The following is a 14,254-nucleotide window of genomic DNA, read 5'->3' on the forward strand; positions in this document are numbered from 1 at the left end:
CGATAGTTGCCGTGCCTTTATTCCGAGGCTTGCGCCGCGTGTTTGCGATGATGTCCATGCGCGCCGGATGCGCCCGAAGCGGCAGCCGCGCCGCTTGCGCCGCTTGCACCACGAGCGCCCGAAGCGCCGCGTGGCTTGTCGGCCGGAATCGTGATCTTTGCGCCCTCCTTCAGCCGGTCCGAACCGTCGATCACGACGCGCTCGCCGACCTGCAGGCCGGATTTGATGCTGGTGCGTTCGCCGTCCACCGGACCGATCTTGACCGGACGCACCGTCACCGTGTTGTCCGGCTTCACGACATATACGAACTGACCCATCGAGCCGTTCAACACGGCCGGCGTCGGCACGATCACCGCGTCCTTGATCGTGTCCACGAGCAGGCGCGTATTCACGAACTGATTCGGGAACAGCACGTTCTTCTCGTTCTGGAAGACCGCGCGCAGTTTGACCGTGCCGGTTGTGGTGTCGATCTGGTTATCCAGGGTTTCGAGCGAGCCGCCTTCGAGCGAGGTGGTGTTGCTGCGGTCGTATGCGGTGACCGAGAGCTTCGCGCCCGTCTGGGTTTGCTGGAGGATCTGCTGCAGGTTGTCTTCGGAGGTCGTGAAGATCACGCTGATCGGCTGCAACTGCGTAATCACGACGATGCCGTTGGTCAGGCTCGGCGTCACGTAGTTGCCCGGATCGACCTGGCGCAAACCGACGCGCCCCGACACCGGCGCGGTGATGCGCGCATAGACGAGGTCGAGCTTGAAGGTATCGATGTTTGCCTGATCGGACTTCACCGTGCCTTCATACTGCCGCACGAGCGAGGCCTGCGTATCGACCTGCTGGCTGGCGATCGAATCTTGCGAGAGCAGCGTCTGATAGCGCTTCAGGTCGAGGCGGGCGGTTTGCAGCAGCGCCTGGTCGCGCGCGAGGGTGCCTTGCGCGTTTTCCAGCGAGATCTGATAGGGGCGCGGGTCGATCTGGGCGAGCACGTCGCCCTTCCTGACCATCTGGCCTTCCTTGAAATACACGTCCTGCAGCACGCCGCTCAACTGCGGCAGCACGGTGACGTTGGCGAGCGGCGTGACCGTGCCGAGCGCGGTCAGCACGACCGGCATCTCACCTTGTGTGGCGGTCGCCACGTGAACAGGCTGCGGCATGTTGGCGAGGCCGCCAGCGCCGCCACGGCCCGCGCGGCCGCCGCTCGCGCCGCTTGCACTGGCAGCTCCGCTCGCGCCACCGCCGGGGCCGCCCCACGGATGCCAGCGCCACAACACGATCCCGAGGATGACCAGCGCCGCAACGATCAGCGCGATGTGGCGCCCGCGATGGTTTTTTGCTGCGACCGGTGTGTTGCCGGGACCGCCGACAGGCTTCCCGGTGGTGGACGGTTGCGAACCGGGTTGAGAAGCCGGGGCGGCAGGGCGTGAAGTTTCCGAATGCTTTTGTTGTTCGTCCATCGGTTCGGTCTGGTGGCTGGCTTTGATGTGAGCCGCTCGTGCGCTTGTGCCGCTTCAAGAGTTCAGCGGACCGGCACGCAGGCGGCATGACAGGCGGTTTCGACAGCGGACGCGCCGCAAATGTTCAGCGCGATGCTACCCGAGGCGCGGGACAAAGATGTTAACGCATTGCGCCATCATGACAGGCCGGCGGGACGTTATCGAAGGGCGATAGCGGTAAGCCGGGCGAGCGCCCGCGACGGGAATGCGTGATCCTACGTCGCGGGCTCTGTAACAGTCCACCCGTGTATTTTTCTTTTGATTACGAAGGTTACAGTACGAGCAGAGGGCGGCAGGGAAATGCAGAGGCCGGCGAGCGCCTGCGCGTTTCAGTTGTCGAGGCGGCGCCCGGGTGTGCCGCCGATCTCGAGAACGATCTTGCTGATGCATTCGAGCAGGGCCGGCGCCGCGCGCGAGATCAGCCAATCGCGTGGGCACTGGTCCGCGGAGCCGCCGCAATTGACGGCATAGCGCTCGCCCGAAGGGCCGATGAATCCTGACGCAATTGCGTTCAGACCGTCGTACCATTCGCCCGTGGCGATCGCGAAGCCTTGTTCCGCGGTTTCCCGTAATGCGCTTGTCAGGCGGCTGCTGACGTGTCCCCAGTCGTCGCCTTCGGCGGCCTGCAGGCCGATCAGCAATTTTTCCCGGTCCGGTTCGGCAAGCGCCGACAGATAGGCGCGGCCGACCGCTGTGCGGCTGAGGTTCATGCGCGAGCCGATTTCGAGGCGCGATACCAGCACCGCCGAGCGTGGCCGGATCGCGTCGATGACCACCATGTCGAGTCGATCGCGTACGGCCAGATGTACGGACAATGCGGTGCGTTCGGCGAGTTCGATGAGGAAGGGGCGCGCCCGGGCCCGGATGTCGAAGTTGCGCAGAAAGCCGTTGCTCAACTCCAGCACCGACGAGGTCAGCACGAATCGCTCGCTGTCCGGCAAGCGGAACAGGAAGCCTGCGCCGACGAGCGTAGCGGTAATGCGCGAGACGGTGGGTTTCGGAATGCCGGTAAGCTCGGCCAATTCGCGGTTGCTGAGCGGCGCATCGGCTGCGGCGATCGAGCGCAGCACGGTCAAGCCACGTGCCAGCGCGGTGACTTCCTCGCCCGAGCCGTCTTTGTCTTTGGCTGGGCCTGCGTCAGTTCGGGAGGACATGGGTCGGGTCATATCGTTTTTCTGGAACTATATTTCAGTTTTATGTTCGCTTGCCTGTCAGCAACCCTTCCGCAAAGATGCGGCAGAAGCCCCAAGATGGGGCATGAATTCCATTTTTCATCAGAAGATTCATTGTATCGGAATATTTTGCCGAGACGAATGAGACCTCTTTAGATTTTGCTTGACTTAGTCAGCATAACCATAAAAAATGGAATCTCATTTCGAAAGACGGTTTCAGGTTCTGCATTTTGAAATTCTGAACCAGCCGTGGTCCGCGGAGTGTCTGGTCGAGTACCTCTAACAGTCTCCCGTCGCAGTCCACGCAGTGTTTGTCTCGAGTCCGGCGTTCAACATCGCGCGCCCGTCCAACTTTCGAATACCGTCTCTCAGGTTCTAGCACGGCCCTCGGAATGGCTAGAACTTTTTAAGGCGTCACGGAAACGTGACGCCTTTTTTTTCGTCCCTGTTTTTCGTCCCTGCTTCGTGTCAGGCGAGAAGTTGCCAGGTTATGCGCGCCAGGCGCTCGAGCTATCTGCAAGTCGCAGATTCAGTTCCATTACGGCATAGTATTAGAGTTAGTGATACTGACTTGTGACCTGCTGATTTCTTGAAGTCGTCGCCGTAAACTGGTTTCCAAGGTGCAGCCGGACTGAGCACCAGAACGAGAGACAGGAGACGATTGTGAACAAACAGGTGTTGCTGGAGGATTTACCGCTCCGCCCCTTTCACATAGGGGTGGCTTTCAGCGGAACAGGCGGGCAGTTCAGCGATGGTTTCGTGCTGGGGATTATCGGCATTGCCGTCAGCATGGCTGCCGGTCCGTTACATCTCAATGCCGTCTGGATGGGGCTGCTTGGGGCGGCGTCGCTGGCGGGGCTCTTCTTCGGCAGCATGCTGGCAGGCCCGATTGCGGACAAGTACGGCCGCCGGACGATTTTTGCGTTCGACATGCTGCTCTTCGCGGTTGTCTCCGCCGCTCAGTATTTCGTGACGTCACCCGAACAGTTGCTGGTTTTGCGCCTCGTGCTCGGGTTCATCCTCGGCGCCGACTATGTGGTCAGCAAATCGCTTGTCACGGAGTACTCGCCGCGCCGCTATCGTGGACGTCTGCTTAGCGTGCTCGCTGCGGCGTGGGCAGCGGGGTATGTCGGTGCCTATCTTGCGGGCTTCGCCATGCGGGACATCGGCCCTGACGCATGGCGGCTCATGCTTGCCGCGAGCGGAATTCCGGCCCTGCTGATTCTTCCGTTCCGCCTCATCGTGCCGGAATCGCCGATGTGGCTCATGAAACGTGGACGTGGCGACGAAGCGCTTGCGATCATCCATCGCAAGTTCGGCCCTGACGTCATGCTTTCGAAGCCGACTGGCGCGTCCCAACAGCATCGCGGCGCCTGGTCGGAGCTGTTCTCGCCGCGTTGGCGTAAGAACACCATCGTTGGTTGCGTCTTCTACACGTGCCAGGTCATTCCTTACTTTGCGTTGGGCACGTTTTCGCCGAAGGTTCTTGAGGCGCTGCAAGTAAAAGACAAGTTCGTGGGCGGCCTCGTCTACAACATCCTGCTCTTTGCCGGCGCAGTGATTGGCCTGTTGCTCATCGACAAGCTCTCCCGTCGCACGTTCCTCATCGGGACCTTCTACCTTGCGGCCCTTGCTTTGGCTGTGCTCGCCTATGCCAGCTTTGGACCCATCGGCACGATGCTGGCGTTCGGCCTGTTCGCATGCATTCTCTCCGCTGCCGCGAACCTCGAATTCGTCTACCCGCCCGAACTCTTCCCGACGCACCTTCGCGCATCTGGCGTCGGTCTGGCGGTCGCCTCAAGCCGCTTCGGTTCAGCCATCAGCACGTTTCTGCTGCCGCTCGCCGTTCAGCACGCCGGCATTCACGCTTCATTGGGTGTCTGTGTTGCGGTGCTGCTTTTCGGCGGAGGCTTCTGTCATATGCTGGCGCCCGAAACAGGTGGCGAAAGCCTCTCGGACGTAAAGCCCGATGCCGCAGCCGATGACCAACCGATAGCTGACGACCGACATGACGCATCCATTGCTGCCTCAGCGTTGGGTAGCAGCAAGCCACGCATCTGATGCCCTTTGGAAGGCAGTGGCCCGGACGCGTGAACATAAGCCAGTACGCTTTCATCAGGACACGCCATGTCGCCGAACAAACCAATTGATATGCATGCGGTACAAGTTTTTGTTGCCGTCGCGGAAGCGGGGAGCATGTCTTCGGCGGCAACCAGGCTGGGCATATCGCAATCAGGCGTGTCGCAAATCATTCGGCAACTCGAAGAAGACCTGGGCGTCGTGCTGGTGAACCGCACGACCCGGCCGCTGGCGCTAACACCCTTTGGCATCGCACTTCGGAATCGGGGCGCCGTGTTAAGCGAAGAGATTGCCAATCTGAAGGCACAGGTTGTCGAAGCCGGACGAGGCATCAAACCGGATTTGCGCATCGGACTGGTCGATTCGTTTGCGTCGACTTGCGGTTCAGTTTTCACCAAGAACCTGCTGGGGAAAGTTTCGCAGTTGTCGATACGTACCGGCTTGAGTCCCCAGCAGGGTGAAGCGCTGCTGCGCCGTGACCTGGACCTGATCGTCACGAGCGACCCGTTGGCTGACGCCAATGATGTGGTTCGGCACCGACTTTTTTCGGAACGCTACTTTGTCATCACGCCGAAGGAGCTAAGAAAGCCTGTGCGAACCATCGAGGATGTACGAGCGCTTGGCAGCAGCTTACCCATCGTCCGGTTCAATCGCACATCACAGGTTGGAATGCAAATTGAGCGGTATTTGCGGCGGATTGAAGTACGGCTTCCGAACCGGCTTGAACTGGACAATGCCGATGCTTTGACCTCGATGGTTGCGGAAGGAATCGGATGGGCCATCACGTCGCCGATGTGTTTTCTTCAGGGTGTCACGCATGCGGGCAACGTTGCAACCCATGTGGTTGAAAAGTTGGGTCTCGAGCGCTCTCTTTATCTGGTAGCGCGCCGGGACGAATACAACGCTTTTTTTGATGACGCGTGCGAGACAGCGCGCGAAGTAATTGAAACCTCCTTCATGCCGAGGCTGAAAGCCCTCGGCGGAGAAATAGAGAAACTTATTACCGTTGGCGAAAGGAATTCTTATGAATAAGCTTACTCAAGGTGAACAGCGAGTTGAACGTGACTATGTCGGCGAGGTCACCATTCCAGCTGACAGGCTGTATGGCGTCAACACGGTTCGCGGCGTTGAGAACCTCACGGTTTCATCCCTGAATATCGCTTACTTCCCGCAGTTCCGAGACGCTTTCGCCCAGGTCAAGTGGGCGGCAGCTTTGGCCAACCGCGACAACGAGGGACTCACCCAGGAGCAATGTGAGGCTATCGTCAAAGCGTGCCAGGAAGTCATTGAGGGGCACTTCGATTCTTCGTTCGTGGTCGACCTGATGGAAGGGTCGGGCGGGACGTCCACCAATATGAACTTCAACGAGGTCATCGCCAATCGCGCCCAGCAGTTATTGGGTCACGCTGCCGGAAACTATGCAGTGATTCATCCGAATGACCACGTCAATCAGTCTCAATCCACCAACGACGCCTATCCGGCAGCGTTGAAAATTGCGACATACGCCATGCTCGAACCGTTGATCAAAGAGGTCACGCAGCTTGCAGCGCTCTTTGATAGCAAAGCCACCGAGTTCGCTGACGTGCTGCATCTGGGCCGCACCTGCCTGCAGGACGCCCAGCCGATGCGCCTGGGTCAACTATTCGGAGGCTACGCATCTCTGACAGCCCGTTTGGCAGAGGAACTCGTGGCGGTCCGCGACAAGCTCCGAACACTTCCTCTGGGAGGCACGGCGATTGGCACCGGCTTTGGTGCTCCCGCGGGTTATCGTGCCGCCGTGTATATGCACCTTTGCAGCATCACCGGTGTGGAATACGAGGCGCCGGCGAATTCGTTCGATGCAATGCAGAACATGGATGTGTTCTCGCGCGTTTCAGCTGAGCTTCGTACCTGTGCTGTATCCCTCGCCAAGATCGCATCTGACCTGACGGTCCTGTCCTCGGGTCCTGTCGGCGGCCTCGGAGAGCTGAGACTGCCGGAAGCGCAAGCCGGGTCGTCCATCATGCCGGGTAAGGTCAACCCTGTCCTGCCGATGGCGATGATTCAGCTGAGTTTTGCGGTTGTTGGAAATGACGTTGCCGTTGCGCAGGCAGTGCAGTACGGCGAACTGGAAATCAACCATTTTGAGCCCGTGGTCGCGTCGCGCGTTTTCGACAGCATTGCGCTACTCACAAACGGCATTCAGCGTTTCTCGCAGAAGTGCGTCCAGGGCATCAAGGCAGATGTTGCGCGCAACGAGCAACATTTGATGGAATCTATGGCCGTTGCCACGGCACTGGTTCCGAAGATTGGCTACACCCGAGTAAGCAAACTTGCGCGTCAATCCGTGGCCGAAGGCCGCTCTTTGATCTCGATTCTGGACGAGTCCGGAGTGCTTTCCAAGGACGACACCATCGCGGCAATCCGCAACGCGTCGTATCCCGTGTTCGACGCGTAAGCGTTCGCTGAGAGCAAGGCGCGAGCAGATCTGGAGCCGTTCCGGATCTGCCTCTGTATGAACGACAGTATGCCAGCACATGACGAGCCACTGAACTGCGGTCGAAAGACAAGACGCGCTAAAACTTCTCTACCCAGGGTCGCAGCTCAACCTCCCACGTCCACGCACTACGATGCTGGCGATGGATATGGAGGTATTCTGCGGCGATGGCGTCAGGGTCCAACCATTTGTCGTCTTTGCCGGCATCGTCCGCTTGAGGACGGCTGCTCGCGATGCCGCCGTCGATGACGAAATGCGCGACATGGATATTTTTCGGAGCGAGTTCTCGCGCCATACACTGGGCCATCCCTCGCAACGCAAATTTACCCATCGCAAATGGCGTCGAACCAGGTAGCCCCTTCACGCTCGCAGTAGCGCCGGTCAGAAGGATGGTGCCGCTGCCACGCGCCAGCATTCGAATGGCTGCGGCCTGGGCTACAAGAAGGCCACCGACGGCGGTCACTTTAAGCGCTTCCTCAAGTTTCTCTGGATCGATGTCTTCGATTGCCGCGCGGTAGCGGCCGCTCGCGTTGTACACAACGAGGTCGGGTGCGCCGAATGCGTCCTCTACGCGGTCAAAAAGTGCGGTGACATCGTCCGGTTGACTGGCGTCGCAACGTAAGGGGAGAGCGCCCGTTTCCCTGACGAGTTCCGTCAGCTTGCTGGTATCGCGGGCCGCGAGCGCGACCTGCATGCCCTCTGCCGCAAACAGTCGCGCGAGCGAAGCACTCAATCCCTTTCCTGCGCCCACAATCAAAGCTGTCTCAGTTCGACTCACGGTTCCTCCAGATTCAACAGGGACTGGCGCTGCTACGTATGAACGAAGTTAGCAATTCCAGCGTGTGTGACTGCATCCGTATCCGCCCACCCCGACTTTTTAGCGGGGTGGTTTGCGGGATGCACGCTTCGTCATATTGTCTGCCGGCAACATGCCCGGCAACGCCTCAACGAAGAAATCCGCTTGCAATGCAGCCCCGGCCTGCACGTCGTACTGGGCAAAGTCGCGCACACCGGCGGCCAGCAGAACTTCGTCGTCGAGGAAGAAGTTTCCTGTGCACTCTTTGGCCGGGCGCGTGAGGATGTAGTGGGCCGCGTCGGCGACTATTTCAGGCGTGCGACATGCAGCAATCATGTCCTTGCCGCCGATCTCATTTTGCACAGCCGCGGTCGCGATAGCTGTTCGAGGCCATAGCGAATTGACGGCGACACCCCGATCTTTGAACTCTCCGGCAAGCGCTAATGTGAACAGGCTCATCGTGTATTTGGCAATGGTGTATGCCGGAAAGTCGCTGAACCATTTTGCGTCCTGGACCAATGGGGGTGACAGCGTGAGGATGTGCGGGTTCGACGCATTGAGAAGGTGCGGCAGGCACGCTTGCGCGCATACGAACGTGCCTCTGCCATTGACTCCATGCATCAGGTCGTACCGTTTGACGGGTGTGTCCAGCGTGCCAGTCAATCGAATGGCGCTGGCATTGTTCACGAGGATATCGATGCCGCCGAACAAAGCAACGGCCTCGGCGACTGCCGCTTTCACGCGTTCTTCGTCGCGAATATCCACAACCAGCGGGAGCGCCTTGCCGCCGGCAGCTTCAACAGCCGCCGCCGCCGTGTGAATCGTACCCTCGAGACGTGGGTCTGGCTCCGCGGTCTTGGCGCAAATCACGATATTCGCGCCGTCGCGTGCGGCTCTGAGTGCAATCGCGAGTCCGATACCGCGACTGCCACCGGACATGAATAGTGTCTTGCCAGCAAGGCTCATGGTCGTCTCCTGATGATTTACAGCAGCATACGCTTCTGCAGTCTTTGGCGCGTAGAGGGGCACTGCAGCCTACGCGTCGCAAACCTCCTTCAGCATAGGGATTCCCGCGAACCCGCGAAGGGCGGGAGCGAGCGGCATTGTCTGGCATTTTGCAATTGTGATTTCACGCTATCGGTCTAGAAAAAAGATAGGCCAGATCTAAACTCCTATCGAGACTGTAGCGAGGTGAAGAAATGATGAAGGTTATCGAAGGTGCGGTGTTTCTGGGTGCGCTGATGCTGTATCTGGTGCCCGCAATGATTGCAGACGCTAGAGACCGCGAAGACGCCTTTGCGGTGACCATGGTGAACATCCTGCTCGGATGGACCGTTATCGGTTGGTTCGCAGCGTTGATATGGGCGCGGCATCCGGTCAGCGATCGTCGTCTGAAGCAGTTCGCGAGGCGGGCACAACGCGCGGTTGCACGGGTCACTATTGATGCAATAGTTGCTCGCGCTGAAGGTCGTGCTGGCTCTATTCCCTTATTCAACCCGCGTTTGGTGCCGGTAGTGGCGCGCATTGCAGCGAGCAGCCGTTACCAGCACAGAGGTTAGTCGGCGTCGTGGGCCGGGCGTGAATGGACGGTTCTGACATTCGAGAGCTGGGCGCTGTATTGCGTCCGGCTTGTTGATTGACCGGGGCGTCAACGCTCGAGTCAATTGAGGAAATTTTTCTGGAGATTGAAATGAATATGCCTGTTACCGAGGAGCAAGTTCGTACGCTTGCGTTCTATCTGTGGGAGAAAGAGGGAAGTCCCGAAGGGCGGTCCCAGGAATATTGGGCAAAGGCACGACAACAGCTAGGCGCAGATAGCGCGCTGGCAGAATCGGATTGAGATGTTAGTTCGGTGTGACTAGCGCTCCTAAGCGGAGGTCCCGCGTAAATAGCCGACGGGCTAGTCTCACTGACATTTGTCTGCACTGCGTTTAGCGCTGCGATTGGGCTTGAGTGCTAACGCATAGTCACTCTCCGCGTCCGCCTTCTCAACGACTGCAAAAGCAATTGCGTTCCTCGACGCAGGATTTTTCGTTGTGTGCAAAAATCGGCGCGCGCGACTTAAGGTCCATACGGTTTGCCGCCCATAACAAGGACAGTTGGCCGCATCTATAAAGGTGACGAGGAGTAGACAATTGATTCAGCGTATCTCCGCTTTTTTCACTCAGGTGGTGCATCGGGTATTGCCCGATCCCCTGATTTTTGCCATTTTGCTTACCGGCGTTACCTTCGCGCTCGCGCTTGGTTTGACGCCGAAAGCACCTGCCGACCTCGTGATGCTGTGGGGCTCCGGATTCTGGAACCTGCTCGCATTTTCGATGCAGATGGCGATGATTCTTGTGACGGGACATGCACTGGCTAGCTCGGGACCCGTCAAGCGAGTGCTTGTCGCGCTAGCGAGCTCTGCCCGGACGCCCGGCCAAGGCGTGATGTTGGTGGCGTTTGTCGGCGCTGTTGCCTGCGCCATCAATTGGGGATTCGGTCTCGTTCTGGGCGCGATGCTTGCACGAGAGGTCGCCCGACGTGTCAAGGGAACCGACTACCGGCTGCTCGTGGCGAGCGCCTACATGGGTTTCCTGACCTGGCATGGTGGCTTGTCTGGCTCTGTGCCGCTCGTCGCTGCCACCAAGGGCAATCCGATGGAGAAGACAGTCGGTCTGATTCCGGTTTCGCACACCATCTTTACGGGCTACAACGCGTTTATCACCATCGGCCTCATTATTCTTTTGCCAATTCTGGCAAGACTCATGATGCCGAAACCCGAAGACGTGGTCACCGTAGACCCGGCCTTATTGCAGGATCCGCCGAGTGTAGAGCGCAAGCTTGCGCCCGACGCGACGTTCGCTGAGCGAATGGAAGAAAGCCGTGTACTGGCCATCCTCGTGGCAGCACTCTGCGCCGTCTTTCTGGTCATCCGGTTCATCAACAAAGGGTTCGTACTGGATATCGACACCGTTAACCTGGTGTTCCTCGCAGCGGGCATCGTTCTTCACAAGACCCCCATGGCGTATGCACGCGCGGTAGCGGCGGCAGCGAAGGGCGCGTCCGGCATCATGATCCAGTTTCCGTTTTATGCCGGTATCCAGGCGCTGATGGACCACTCGGGCCTGGCGGGCGTCATCACGAAGTGGTTCGTTGATATCGCCAACGTCCACACGTTCCCGTTGCTCGCATTCCTCAGCTCGGCACTGATCAACTTTGCCGTGCCATCCGGTGGTGGTCATTGGGTCGTGCAGGGCCCATTTGTTATGCCGGCCGCGCAAGCGCTCGGCGCGGACCTTGGCAAATCTGCGATGGCGATTGCTTACGGCGAGGCCTGGACAAATATGGCGCAACCGTTCTGGGCTCTTCCGGCGCTCGCTATTGCAGGGTTAGGCGTTCGTGACATCATGGGCTACTGCGTGACGGCACTTCTGTTCTCAGGCGTTATTTTTGTGGCCGGCATGTACCTGTTCTAACTTCTAACAAAAGGCGGTCCGCCTCGACGTGAGGCGCACCGCCACACCGCCCACCGTACGTCTACCCGTGGCTATCGACCCACGCTCGGGCCCAGTCAAGTCCGGCGTGCTGGGCTTGCTCTTCGGTATCGAAATGGCCAAGGACGCCGGATGCTTCAACGAGCTTGTTGTTTCGAGTGATGGTGCCGCTTGCTGCGTACCGTTCCGGCTGGAGAATGCCTTCCTGCTGCAGGATGGCGTGCCCCCACACGCTGTAGCCGTTGTAGCTCTCCAATTCCATCAGCGAATGACCTCAGCCGACATGCCACGAGAATCAACCCGAAGCACGTTTCCCTCAGGCGTGAACTGGCGCGGAATCTCCGACATATCGGGCTCGTCTGTCGGCGCGGTCTTCTGCACGTGGCTTTGCTTCGCCAGGAGCCTGGGTGCGGATGTCGGCGTGCGCCGCGCATGCACATTCACCGCGTGAGCAACGACGGGTCGATGAACCGCGAGCTTGCGTGCAGCGCCGACCCTATGGGGAGCGGTTGCACGGGCCTCCGGCGGATTCCAGACTTCAGTGTAGCCAACCGCGTACACGGCCGGCGTGAGCGTCGCCAACAGTACGGCCAATCCAATACTTTTCACGCTTTCTCCTTGCCTGCTTTCCGTTGCAGCCACTCTTTGCAACCAACCTCCTGCCCGACGCAGCCGCCATCGCAGCCGGGACAATAATGCCGGTCCCGTATGTCAGTGTTGACGCGCCAGACATTGTCGTTCACTGGACTTGCTGTACCCACAGCGTTGCCGTTTTCGCAGGCATAGAAGGCCGGCTCCCCAGATTTTCCGCGGCTGACTGCATCGTCAATCGCCTTGTCACCAAAGGCTGAGCGCAATTCAGCGATGAAGGCGGCCATCTCAGGCATGGGATGGACGGGCCTGCGAACGCGTGCATCCATGAGCCACCCCCGATTAAAAGTGCCAGTTCGTTGCTGTGAAATTGCGCTTGCGCAGTACTGTACAAATATACAGGTTTTTCGTGCGCCGTGTCCACCGCTACCGCTCTGTGGCATCTGTGCAAATTGGGTTACCTTCACATGTGCTGCTGCAAAAGCCTGAGAGCCCGGGATTGGCTCGCGAGTTTGAGTTCAACCAACCGAACTGAGCAATGTGTTCAGTCATGTCATGAACGACGATGAATAAACAACCTAATCACAGCATTGGTCATCACTTGCGCCTAACGCTGCTGGTAGCGATTACTGCCGGCTCAGTCTCCGCTTCAGCGGCGAGCTTCGACTGCAATCGCGCGCGTCTGCCGGACGAAAAGGCGATATGCGCATCCCGGCAATTGAGCGAACTGGACGTCGAGATGTCTGTGCGCTACCAGATGCTGACGGGTCTTGTTGCCATGGGTACTCGCGGCGACATGGGGGACGAGCAACAGTCCTGGTTGAGCGCGAGGAAGAAGTGCGGTGCGAACCAGGCTTGCCTGCTTACCGCATATCGGTCGCGGATTCAGACGCTAAAGGACGAGTACGCCCACCTGGCTAGCCGTGGGCCATTCTAGAAGCAGCGTGCTGCGCTATACTCACTTTATGAAAACGAATCCGACCTCGCTGAACCTGTATTGTTGGTGGCACGCCTGACCCAGGCGGCCCGTTTTCACACGTACATCTATAACGTGATGCCGCCAGTCCTGGCGGCATTATCTTTTTTGCGCGCATGACTGGTGGTGTCCCCAAAACACTGAGCTCACCATGTCACACGCGAAACAACCCGTTATCCTTACCGGTGACCGCACAACCGGTCCCTTGCACCTCGGTCACTACATCGGCTCGCTGCGCACCCGCGTGCAGCTTCAAAACGAAGCGCAGCAGTTTTTGCTTCTCGCCGATGCGCAGGCGATGACGGACAACGTCGGCCGGCACCAGAAGGTGACCGACAACGTAATCGAAGTCGCGCTGGACTATCTGGCCGTCGGTATCGACCCTGCCAAATCAACTATCGTCATCCAGTCGCAGGTGCCGGAGCTTGCGGAACTGACTCAGTATCTGCTCAATCTCGTGACCGTTGCGCGCCTCGAACGCAATCCGACCATCAAGGCGGAAATCGTGCTCCGCGGTTTCGAGCGGGATATCCCCGCCGGCTTCCTGACGTATCCGGTCAGCCAGGCCGCCGACATCACAGCGTTCAAGGCGACGCGCGTGCCTGTCGGTGACGACCAGTTGCCGATGATTGAACAAACCAACGAACTGGTGCGCCGTTTCAACAGCACGGTCGACAGGCAGGTGCTGGTCGAATGCGAAGCGGTGCTCTCGCACGTCGCGCGGCTGCCGGGTATCGATGGAAAAACCAAGATGAGCAAGTCCCTGGGCAACGCCATTACGCTGGGCGCGAGCCCGGACGAAATCACCAAGGCCGTGAACAACATGTACACCGACCCTAACCATCTGCGCGTCAACGACCCGGGCCAGGTTGAAGGCAATGTTGTGTTCGCGTTTCTGGATGCGTTCGAGCCGGACGTACCGATGGTCGACGAACTCAAAGCGCATTACCGCCGTGGCGGTCTGGGCGACAGTGTGGTCAAGCGCGCACTCAACGATCGGCTGCAGGCGATGCTCGCACCCATTCGGGAACGCCGCCGCGAGTTGGCGACCGACCGCGCGGAGGTGCTGAACGTTCTGCGTCGCGGGACCATGCGCGCGCGGGAAGTGGCGGGTGCGACGGTGTCAGAGGTGAAGGGTGCGCTCGGTTTGAATTACTTTCAGAACTGAGCGCTACCCGACACCATTGTGCTGACCGCAAATTTC

The 14,254-nt window shown here is 59.1% G+C and carries 15 protein-coding genes; 8 read left to right on the top strand and 7 right to left on the bottom strand.

The genetic code is table 11. The features are described from left to right. Positions 1–17: 17 nt before the first annotated feature. Together PQQ86_RS06390 and PQQ86_RS06395 are read right to left on the bottom strand one after the other, a co-directional pair. Positions 18–1,445 carry an MdtA/MuxA family multidrug efflux RND transporter periplasmic adaptor subunit gene (locus PQQ86_RS06390; RefSeq protein ID WP_408265406.1) on the bottom strand — a complete coding sequence of 476 codons (1,428 nt, stop codon included), beginning with the start codon at positions 1,443–1,445 and terminating at the stop codon, positions 18–20. A 368-nt stretch (positions 1,446–1,813) separates the two neighbouring features. Then, positions 1,814–2,638, bottom strand: a complete 825-nt coding sequence (locus PQQ86_RS06395; protein WP_408265407.1) for an IclR family transcriptional regulator — start codon at positions 2,636–2,638, stop codon at positions 1,814–1,816. Between the two features lie 681 nt (positions 2,639–3,319). Here PQQ86_RS06395 and PQQ86_RS06400 point away from each other — a divergent pair. From PQQ86_RS06400 to PQQ86_RS06410, 3 genes are all read left to right on the top strand, one after another. Then, positions 3,320–4,717, top strand: a complete 1,398-nt coding sequence (locus PQQ86_RS06400) for an MFS transporter (RefSeq protein WP_408265408.1) — start codon at positions 3,320–3,322, stop codon at positions 4,715–4,717. Positions 4,718–4,783: 66 nt separating this feature from the next. Continuing rightward, complete coding sequence (locus PQQ86_RS06405; RefSeq protein ID WP_408265409.1) at positions 4,784–5,767, top strand: LysR family transcriptional regulator; 984 nt, start codon at positions 4,784–4,786, stop codon at positions 5,765–5,767. After that, positions 5,760–7,172 (top strand): aspartate ammonia-lyase, encoded by a 1,413-nt coding sequence (locus PQQ86_RS06410; RefSeq protein ID WP_408265410.1) that lies wholly within the window; start codon positions 5,760–5,762, stop codon positions 7,170–7,172. Before PQQ86_RS06405 ends, PQQ86_RS06410 begins: the two co-directional genes overlap by 8 nt. A gap of 118 nt (positions 7,173–7,290) precedes the next feature. On the opposite strand, the gene PQQ86_RS06415 is transcribed toward PQQ86_RS06410, so the two are convergent. Both PQQ86_RS06415 and PQQ86_RS06420 read right to left on the bottom strand, forming a co-directional pair. Beyond that, the gene (locus PQQ86_RS06415) at positions 7,291–7,989 is read right to left on the bottom strand and encodes an SDR family NAD(P)-dependent oxidoreductase (protein ID WP_408265411.1); all 699 of its coding nucleotides are present in this window, start codon (positions 7,987–7,989) and stop codon (positions 7,291–7,293) included. A 99-nt stretch (positions 7,990–8,088) separates the two neighbouring features. Continuing rightward, entirely contained in the window at positions 8,089–8,973 is an 885-nt protein-coding gene (locus PQQ86_RS06420; RefSeq protein ID WP_408270129.1) for an SDR family oxidoreductase, read from the bottom strand. Positions 8,974–9,206: 233 nt separating this feature from the next. On the opposite strand from PQQ86_RS06420, the gene PQQ86_RS06425 reads away from it, so the two are divergent. From PQQ86_RS06425 to PQQ86_RS06435, 3 genes are all read left to right on the top strand, one after another. Further along, on the top strand, positions 9,207–9,566 hold the full coding sequence (locus tag PQQ86_RS06425) for a superinfection immunity protein (RefSeq protein WP_408265412.1): 360 nt from the start codon (positions 9,207–9,209) through the stop codon (positions 9,564–9,566). Positions 9,567–9,703: 137 nt separating this feature from the next. Next, positions 9,704–9,847, top strand: coding sequence for a DUF2934 domain-containing protein (locus PQQ86_RS06430; RefSeq protein ID WP_408270132.1), 144 nt, complete (start codon positions 9,704–9,706; stop codon positions 9,845–9,847). Positions 9,848–10,142: 295 nt separating this feature from the next. Then, on the top strand, positions 10,143–11,465 hold the full coding sequence (locus tag PQQ86_RS06435) for a TIGR00366 family protein (RefSeq protein ID WP_408265413.1): 1,323 nt from the start codon (positions 10,143–10,145) through the stop codon (positions 11,463–11,465). 61 nt (positions 11,466–11,526) lie between these two features. Here the strand turns inward: PQQ86_RS06435 and PQQ86_RS06440 are convergent, their stop codons facing one another. Genes PQQ86_RS06440 through PQQ86_RS06450 form a run of 3 tightly spaced genes read right to left on the bottom strand, consistent with a single transcriptional unit; the run spans position 11,527 to position 12,403 of the window. Beyond that, positions 11,527–11,745: a hypothetical protein gene (locus PQQ86_RS06440; RefSeq protein ID WP_408265414.1), complete on the bottom strand. Its 219-nt coding sequence runs from the start codon at positions 11,743–11,745 to the stop codon at positions 11,527–11,529. Further along, positions 11,745–12,092, bottom strand: coding sequence for a hypothetical protein (locus PQQ86_RS06445; RefSeq protein WP_408265415.1), 348 nt, complete (start codon positions 12,090–12,092; stop codon positions 11,745–11,747). Before PQQ86_RS06445 ends, PQQ86_RS06440 begins: the two co-directional genes overlap by 1 nt. Next, entirely contained in the window at positions 12,089–12,403 is a 315-nt protein-coding gene (locus PQQ86_RS06450; protein WP_408265416.1) for a hypothetical protein, read from the bottom strand. Before PQQ86_RS06450 ends, PQQ86_RS06445 begins: the two co-directional genes overlap by 4 nt. Before the next feature lie 236 nt (positions 12,404–12,639). Between PQQ86_RS06450 and PQQ86_RS06455 the strand changes: the two genes are divergently transcribed. After that, entirely contained in the window at positions 12,640–13,011 is a 372-nt protein-coding gene (locus PQQ86_RS06455; protein ID WP_408265417.1) for a lysozyme inhibitor LprI family protein, read from the top strand. A 190-nt stretch (positions 13,012–13,201) separates the two neighbouring features. Beyond that, complete coding sequence (trpS, locus tag PQQ86_RS06460; RefSeq protein WP_408265418.1) at positions 13,202–14,218, top strand: tryptophan--tRNA ligase; 1,017 nt, start codon at positions 13,202–13,204, stop codon at positions 14,216–14,218. Positions 14,219–14,254: the final 36 nt, after the last annotated feature.

Source organism: Paraburkholderia sediminicola (assembly GCF_046026675.1).
GTDB lineage: Bacteria > Pseudomonadota > Gammaproteobacteria > Burkholderiales > Burkholderiaceae > Paraburkholderia > Paraburkholderia sediminicola_F.

Excerpts from the sequence above, each read along its gene's own strand:
- PQQ86_RS06405 (WP_408265409.1), top strand. The coding sequence starts at position 4,784 with ATGTCGCCGAACAAACCAATTGATATGCATGCGGTACAAGTTTTTGTT.
- PQQ86_RS06395 (WP_408265407.1), bottom strand. The coding sequence starts at position 2,638 with ATGTCCTCCCGAACTGACGCAGGCCCAGCCAAAGACAAAGACGGCTCG.
- PQQ86_RS06410 (WP_408265410.1), top strand. The coding sequence starts at position 5,760 with ATGAATAAGCTTACTCAAGGTGAACAGCGAGTTGAACGTGACTATGTC.
- PQQ86_RS06440 (WP_408265414.1), bottom strand. The coding sequence starts at position 11,745 with ATGGAATTGGAGAGCTACAACGGCTACAGCGTGTGGGGGCACGCCATC.
- PQQ86_RS06390 (WP_408265406.1), bottom strand. The coding sequence starts at position 1,445 with ATGGACGAACAACAAAAGCATTCGGAAACTTCACGCCCTGCCGCCCCG.
- PQQ86_RS06420 (WP_408270129.1), bottom strand. The coding sequence starts at position 8,973 with ATGAGCCTTGCTGGCAAGACACTATTCATGTCCGGTGGCAGTCGCGGT.
- PQQ86_RS06455 (WP_408265417.1), top strand. The coding sequence starts at position 12,640 with ATGAATAAACAACCTAATCACAGCATTGGTCATCACTTGCGCCTAACG.
- trpS (WP_408265418.1), top strand. The coding sequence starts at position 13,202 with ATGTCACACGCGAAACAACCCGTTATCCTTACCGGTGACCGCACAACC.
- PQQ86_RS06450 (WP_408265416.1), bottom strand. The coding sequence starts at position 12,403 with ATGGATGCACGCGTTCGCAGGCCCGTCCATCCCATGCCTGAGATGGCC.
- PQQ86_RS06430 (WP_408270132.1), top strand. The coding sequence starts at position 9,704 with ATGCCTGTTACCGAGGAGCAAGTTCGTACGCTTGCGTTCTATCTGTGG.
- PQQ86_RS06425 (WP_408265412.1), top strand. The coding sequence starts at position 9,207 with ATGATGAAGGTTATCGAAGGTGCGGTGTTTCTGGGTGCGCTGATGCTG.